The organism is Methylobacterium sp. E-016, assembly GCF_022829745.1.
Classification (GTDB): Bacteria; Pseudomonadota; Alphaproteobacteria; order Rhizobiales; family Beijerinckiaceae; genus Methylobacterium.
Map to the genome: position 1 here is coordinate 1 of NZ_JAKSYF010000144.1, position 7046 is coordinate 7046.

Consider the following 7046-nt stretch of genomic DNA (forward strand, 5'->3'; position numbering starts at 1 on the left):
GAGGCAACCTCGGGATGGGCCCCCGAGCCCGTTCATGACCACCACCAGACTGCCAGATCGCCAGTCCGATCACGTCAAAAGCTACCGGCCGCGTCAAACCAACGGCCAGACCCCGCAATTACGCGGTTCTTCGAGGTGTCCGATCGCCTGTTGCTTCGACGGTGATGTCCTGCGAGGGGGTTAAAGCCTCTCTCGCAGGATGCCGTGATCGTGTGTAACATGAGGTCACAGTAGCGCAGGAGCTCAATTGAGAAACCTCAAAGCTCCAGACCTCATGCACCATCCTAGATTCATAGTTCTTGAGTGGCACTCGAAAGGCGCCCATCTCGGCTCAGTATATGTAGATACCAGGGAATCTAATAATATAGGCAGAAATTTCAAGATGTTTCACGGCACATGCGCCTTGCATGATCGCTATTCAGCGAACCAAAGTATGCCGTGCATTAAAATTGTTATAGAGCGTGCGGACGGCACCTAAGATCAGTGAGATCGGCACCTAAAATGCTGTAAGTAACAGGATCATAAAATTTCATCAGATTGATAACCAAGTCTTTGACGTCAACTTGTAAAGCCTCCGCCCAGATCCGGTAACTGTCCGGGGGGATACGCCCACGGCCCGTCTCGATCTGCGAGATAAAGGTATAGAAGTCCAGGCCGATCAGGGCCGCGAGCTGGCGCTGAGACAGGCCGGCAGCCTCACGCAGTTCACGGACGTAGCGTCCCCCCTCACGGCGGAGTTCCTGCACCTCTTCGGAGGCTAACTTGGTTTGTTGGGCATACATTACGCACTCGTCCGGGAAGGTTGGGCTGCCAGAGCGCCGCAACCCATTCGGTCGCGCCTTTGAACAGCAAAGGCAATACGCTCTCCGCTCAGTTCTGTCCAGCCGATCGGTTCGCTCATCCCGACAGGCTTGCACCGCGTTGCTGGCCTTGCGCCTGTCACCGCGGTATGGAACCACTGCGCTCTGGCCTGACGGCTACGGACGGGCAAAATCGCACCGGCTCATTGCCTCGTCCATCCCCGTTGCGAACAGTTGCGAGGGATTGGCCTTTGTCAGGAGAGGCGGCATGTTTCCATTCCGCAAGAGATCTGCCCGCCGCCGTGCCAAGCTGGCCAAAATCGGCGGCTTCAACGAGGCATTTTATCTCTGGAAGTATCCTGACGTCGCTGCCCTGGGTATCGATCCGATGCGTCATTATTTGGAGCATGGATGGCGTGAAGGCCGCGACCCCTGCGAGTCCTTCAGCACTCAAGGGTATCTCGCCCACAATCCAGACGTGGATGCCGCCGGCGTGAACCCCCTCGTCCATTTCTGGGAGTCGGGCCTCGTTGAGGGCCGCTCTGGCTGGCAGATTGACCGCGGCTGATTTCGAGCGCTCGTCTAGCTGGCGCGCGTGCCTTCTCCGCAACAGACGTCCTTAATTCGAACATACCCCTTAGGCAGGGAACCACCCGCTTCCAAAATCTGTATCGAACAGTCGATTGCCCAATTATGCTCCCGGGCTCCGGCGCGGAAACAGCTCTGCCGTAAGCAGACTTATCTTACCGGAATCGCACTTGTCTATCTGCACTACAAATTTATGTGATCGAATCGGCAGCCACCGTTTCAAGTTTGAATATCCTCATTCTTGCGGAATGCATCGCTGGAATGATCGTGATAGATAGCAGCGCCTGCGGGTACGTAGACCCGAGGCAGACCGCTAAAGAACAAGGTCATTGGGTATGAACATGAGGGGTGCGAGCAGTACGTCTTCGGTCCTGAAGGAGGGGATCAAGGCGACGCGCCCTGTCTTCGTGACAGCGATCGTGTTCAGCTTCTTTATCAACCTCCTGATGTTTGTCAGCCCCCTCTACATGCTCCAGGTCTATGATCGGGTGCTGTCGAGCCGCAACGTCACGACGCTCGTAGGTATCACTCTGATCGCGGCCTTTGCGCTCGTGGTCTACGCGCTTCTCGAGATGCTGCGCTCGCGCATTCTCGTGCGGGCCGGAATGCTATTTGACGAGAAGATCGCCAGCCCGATCTTCTCGGCGGTCCATCGAGGGAATTTGCGGAACCCTGAAGGCGGACATGGCATCGCATTGCGCGACGTCGACACGGTGCGCGAGTTTCTCACGGGCAGCGGGCTTCTCGCCTTCTGCGATGCACCCTGGACGCCGGTCTTCCTGCTCGCCTGCTTTGTCCTGCACCCCTGGTTCGGCTGGATGGCGATCGTCGGCGGGATCATCATCTTTGGCCTGACCCTTCTTAATGAGGTCGCGACCAAGCGCGAACTTGCTGCCGCAAGTCAGGCCGGTAACGCCGCCGGCCAGTACGCGCAGGCGACGCTGCGCAACACCGAGGTGCTGCAGGCGATGGGCATGCTGGGGGCGCTGCGCGGCCTCTGGAGCCAGCGCCACGATGAAGTGCTGGCGTTCCAAGCGCTGGCGAGCGACCGAGCCGGCTTAATCGTTGCGGGGACGAAGTTCGTCCGCATGTTCCTGCAGACGCTAATTCTGGGCGTCGGCGCTTATCTTGCGATCCATCGCGAGATCTCGCCCGGTTCGATGATCGCGGCCTCTATTATCATTGGGCGGGCTCTGGCCCCGGTCGAGCTGCTCATCGCGAACTGGAAAGGGTTCAATGCGGTCCGGGCGAGCTACGGGCGCCTGCAGAGGCTCATCGAGCTCGTTGGACCTGAGCCCGAGCGCATGAACCTGCCCCGGCCTAATGGCCAGATCGAGGCCGAGAACCTTTTCGTTGGCGCCCCTGGTAAGACGCAGGCGATCCTTCAGGGTGTCAGCTTCAAGCTCGCGCCTGGTACGGTGGTGGGTGTTGTTGGCCCGTCAGCTGCTGGCAAGTCGAGCCTGGCGCGCGCCGTCACAGGCGTTTGGCCGATCGCGCGCGGGGCTTTGCGCATCGATGGCTCGGAGATTACGCATTGGGATCCGCAGGCACTCGGCCGCCACATCGGTTACCTGCCCCAGGATGTCGAGTTGTTCGCCGGCACGGTCGCTCAGAACATCGCTCGCTTCGACACGATCGACGAGGAAGCAGTGATTGCGGTCGCCAAGAAGGCAGGCTGCCACGAACTGATCCAAAGTCTAGCCGACGGCTACAACACCCAGATCGGTGGCGGCGGCCACGCGCTCTCGGGCGGTCAGCGCCAGCGCATCGCGCTCGCCCGCGCCATGTACGGCAACCCGAGCTTCATCGTTCTTGACGAGCCGAATGCCAGCCTCGACGCGGCGGGCGAGGAAGCCTTGATGCGGGCCGTTCAAGAGTTGAAGCAGATGGGCACCACGATCCTGATCGTGACACATAAGGTCAACATCTTGACCGCGGTCGACACGGTGCTGGTGATGAATGCCGGTACCGTACAGGCCTACGGGCCGCGCGATCAGATCCTCGGCCAGGTGGCGGGTCCACGCTCCGTTCCATCTCCCGGTACCGCACCCGTGAGCGGACGTCTTGGTATGCAAGACCAGCGCGCGGCCGGGTAGGCTGCGGGCTGACGACAAGGCATCCGGCGACAGGAATTTCGAGACAGCGATGAGCATCAAACTTCCAGCGCTGCGCGCGCGTCTCACGAGCACCACAGCTAAGGTCCAACAGGGTCTGACTCGCACCAGCCCTGTCGTGGCCGAAGGCGATTCCACGGGGGCTAATCTGCGCCCGGCCAAACCGCCCCGCCTGACGACCTGGAAGCACCACGCGGTCGCTGGATACGCGCTGATTTTCTCGACCTTCGGCGTAATGGGCGCCTGGGCGGCAGTTGCCCGGCTCGACCGGGCGGTGGTTAGCCCCGGCACGATCGCGGTGGAGAATAGCCGCAAGGTCGTGCAGCATTTCGAGGGGGGCATGGTGCGCGAAGTCCTGGTTAAGGAAGGCCAGACCGTGCACGAGGGCGATCTGGTTCTCCGGCTCGACCCCATTCAGGCGAATGCCAGCGTCGACCTCTTCCGCTCCCAGCTCGACGCCACCCTAGTCCAGGAGGCGCGCCTCCTGGCCGAGCGGGACGGTCAAAATAATCTTGAGCTTCCGCCAGAGATCCTGGCGCGTCGTACCGAGCCCGCCGTTGCGCGGGTGATTGCGGACCAGACGGCCCAGCTCAAAGAGCGACGCGGCTCACTCGTCGGTCAGATTGAACTTCTCGAGTCTCGGGTGCGCCAGCTGAAGAACGAAATTTCAGGGGTTACCGTCGAAAAGGCAGCCACTGAGCAGCAGGTTGGCTTCATCAATCAGGAGCTCGTTGGTCTGCGCCAGCTGCGCGAGAAAAACCTGATCCCAATGAATCGGCTGCTCTCGATGGAGCGGGAGCGTACGCGCCTTGAAGGCATCATCGGCCGCTCGGTCGCCGACATGGCCAAAGCCGAGAACGGTATCAACGAGACGGGCTTGCAGATCACGCAACTGCGCCAAAAACTGCAGGAAGACATCGCCGGTCAGCTCTTGGAAGCACGTCAGAAAAGTGCGGAGCTGCGTGAGAAATTTGCGGTTGCTCAAGACGTCCTACGACGCCTCGAGGTGCGTGCGCCCCGCTCGGGAGTGGTGCAAAACCTCAAGGTTTACACGATCGGCCAGGTTGTGCGATCAGCTGAACCCCTGATGGAGATTGTGCCCGACGACGACAAGCTCGTCGTACATGTGCAGTTCGCGCCCAATGACCTCGAGACGGTTCATGCCGGGATGCCGGCCGAAATTAAGTTCCCGAGCTTCCACTCGCGACGCATCCCGACGATCCTGGGTAATCTCGAAACCGTTTCGCGCGACCGCCTCATCGATGAGACCACGCGCCAGCCCTATTTTCTCGGCATCGTTCAGATCAGCAAGCTGCAGATCCCCGAGATGATGCAAGGTCGGCTGGTGGCTGGGATGCCGGCCGAGGTCATCGTCACCACGGGCGAGCGCACTGCGCTAAGCTATGTCGTATCGCCTTTCTTCGAGGCGCTCGGCCACTCGTTCAATGAGCATTGAACTGAACGGGTCTATGATCAGGCTTGGCCTCAGAGCTGGGCAAGGCTCGCATCGCGCGGGTTGTGGGCAGGGTTCAGACTAGATGGGCGCCATTCTCTCGTTCTTCCGTCCGGCTCCGATCGCCCGAGGCGACTGGTCCCAACAGGAGATTGCCGAGTTCTACCGCGTGGAGGCCGCTCTCACGCAGGCAGGCCTGCGTATAACGAGTGATCGAGGCCTGAGTGACGAAGGCGACCCCTGGTTCGTCTTTTGTCGCTTCGATGGCGACGTGATCATGCACTTCGCGCGGATCGACGACCTTTACGTCGTCGCTTCCGAGGCATTCGAGCGCCCGCTGCAGGGACCTGATTTTCGTGTTTTGCTCAACGCGGTTGCGGCCGAGCACCCGACCCTCGTACCGGTCCCGCGCCAGACCACCCAGGGCAAGACCGGCAATCTCGTGCTGCATCCGGCCGCGCTGCTAGCCGCGCTCGTCGCGACGGTCGCCTTCCAGCTCGCGGGCGGGGACGCGATGGCGGGCGAACTCGCGACCGACGGACCGCCGGAGCCGATGCACCAGCCCGGCACCGAAGGGGGCGCGTACGACAGGCTCACCACGACCGCACATTCGGATCCGCACCCCCAGACTGCGAAGGACGAACTCGGCCGTCTTGCGGGCGAGGATGAGGGACGCCACGCGCGCCAATCGCTTGTCCTTTCGGCGATCACCCTGATCAGCATGAGCCTGACGGCCAGTGAAGTGGTCGATAACACCAGCCACATCCTAAGCGAGACCGCAGCGGTGAGCACGCGCGGTCCGGCCATCACCGCACCCGTTGCCGAGGCGAGCCAGGCCGCGGCGGACGGACGAACCTCACAGGTTAGGAACGAGGCAGCTCAGGACACGAGCGTCGTGTTGTCTGCGGCTACATCGAGCGAGCCCGTCCAGGTCTGGGCAGCTTTGACCGGTCGAGCTTCCGCACCGGCTTTTGTCGGCAGCACCAATCTGCTCCACCTCAATGTCCTTGAGCTCGGAGCCGCGGGCGGTCAGGAGATCGCCGCGATGCGGGCTGCCGAGAGCGCCCCGCCGATACCGGCAATCCTGGTCAGCCGCATCGCTGCACACGCGGTGCCGGTCGCGGTGGAGAAGGCATCTACCGCCGCACCGATGCTAGCGGACGGACCGGCGGCCGCGTCGACACCGGCCCTGAGCGCAGGATCAGCGAGCACAGGATCGGCTGCGCCGAGCACACTTGCTGCTGCGAGCACCGCCACGGTCGCTGTGGGAGGAACTAGCGCTGCGCCCATTACCGCCTTCCTCGCGGTCAGCGCGGTGGAGGTGGGCAGTGGGCGTGCCTCAGGAAGTGTAGGGGCATCGGCCGCTTTAGGGACAAATTCAGCGGCTTTAGCCAATGCGACGGCTTCGACGACGAGCCAGCTCAGCGCGCAGAGCCCGGCAGTCGTGGCTGCAGTGACGGCGAGCGTATCCGAGAAGATAGCTGCTCCAACAGTGTTTGCCCTGGTCGCGCAACCGCCTTTTGATACGGCCAACCTCGCGGTACGCACAGCCCTCAGCAGTTTCTTCGATCAGAAGGCGGACATCACTAAGGCGAACATGTCGGTGCTGGAGGCAGCTTCGACGTTCAAGCTCAGCGAACTAACACTGGCCTCCCTCACTAAACTGCTTGGGACAGGCGCGGTGTCCGAATTCGTGACAAATTTCACGGCCTATAGCGGTAGCGTTGCCGCGTCGAAGGCTATTATGCCGTCGCTGGCCATTGACACGACCGCCGTCACCTCTTCTTCAAGTTCTGTCTTCGCTGGAACCAATACGAACCTGTCGGGGGAGACGGTCAAGGATAAATTCGCAACTCCTGTTCTGGAGAGTGAGACGAAGGTCATCAATAAAATTGATGCCTCCGTGACTAAGCCCGTGACTGCGGACGTTACTAAGGTGGGCTTGGGTGAGAAGACTGCCCTGACCGACACGGCGACCAGCACGGGTTCGAAGGACGCAGCCTCGTCCCACACCGATACGAAGGCGACCGACCAGAGCACTGATACCGCGACCAAGATCGTGACTGCGGACGTCACTAAGGTGGGCTTGGG

Annotated in this window: 4 protein-coding genes and 1 pseudogene; 4 read left to right on the top strand and 1 reads right to left on the bottom strand. The window is 61.3% G+C overall.

Annotated features, from left to right (window positions below):
- Positions 1 to 452: 452 nt before the first annotated feature.
- The gene (locus MKK68_RS21270; RefSeq protein ID WP_244032871.1) at positions 453 to 782 is read right to left on the bottom strand and encodes a helix-turn-helix domain-containing protein; all 330 of its coding nucleotides are present in this window, start codon (positions 780 to 782) and stop codon (positions 453 to 455) included.
- Positions 783 to 1068: 286 nt separating this feature from the next.
- Between MKK68_RS21270 and MKK68_RS21275 the strand changes: the two genes are divergently transcribed.
- From MKK68_RS21275 to MKK68_RS21290, 4 genes and pseudogenes are all read left to right on the top strand, one after another.
- Positions 1069 to 1368, top strand: coding sequence for a hypothetical protein (locus MKK68_RS21275; protein ID WP_244032872.1), 300 nt, complete (start codon positions 1069 to 1071; stop codon positions 1366 to 1368).
- 361 nt (positions 1369 to 1729) lie between these two features.
- Entirely contained in the window at positions 1730 to 3484 is a 1755-nt protein-coding gene (locus tag MKK68_RS21280) for a type I secretion system permease/ATPase (protein WP_409567290.1), read from the top strand.
- Positions 3485 to 3533: 49 nt separating this feature from the next.
- Complete coding sequence (locus MKK68_RS21285) at positions 3534 to 4958, top strand: HlyD family type I secretion periplasmic adaptor subunit (protein WP_244032874.1); 1425 nt, start codon at positions 3534 to 3536, stop codon at positions 4956 to 4958.
- Positions 4959 to 5040: 82 nt separating this feature from the next.
- Positions 5041 to 7046 (top strand): annotated as a pseudogene (locus tag MKK68_RS21290) (hypothetical protein); the annotation flags it as partial.

What these genes read in the sequence shown, in the direction of transcription:
- MKK68_RS21270 (WP_244032871.1), bottom strand. Translation starts at nt 782, where the DNA reads ATGTATGCCCAACAAACCAAGTTAGCCTCCGAAGAGGTGCAGGAACTC.
- MKK68_RS21275 (WP_244032872.1), top strand. Translation starts at nt 1,069, where the DNA reads ATGTTTCCATTCCGCAAGAGATCTGCCCGCCGCCGTGCCAAGCTGGCC.
- MKK68_RS21280 (WP_409567290.1), top strand. Translation starts at nt 1,730, where the DNA reads ATGAGGGGTGCGAGCAGTACGTCTTCGGTCCTGAAGGAGGGGATCAAG.
- MKK68_RS21285 (WP_244032874.1), top strand. Translation starts at nt 3,534, where the DNA reads ATGAGCATCAAACTTCCAGCGCTGCGCGCGCGTCTCACGAGCACCACA.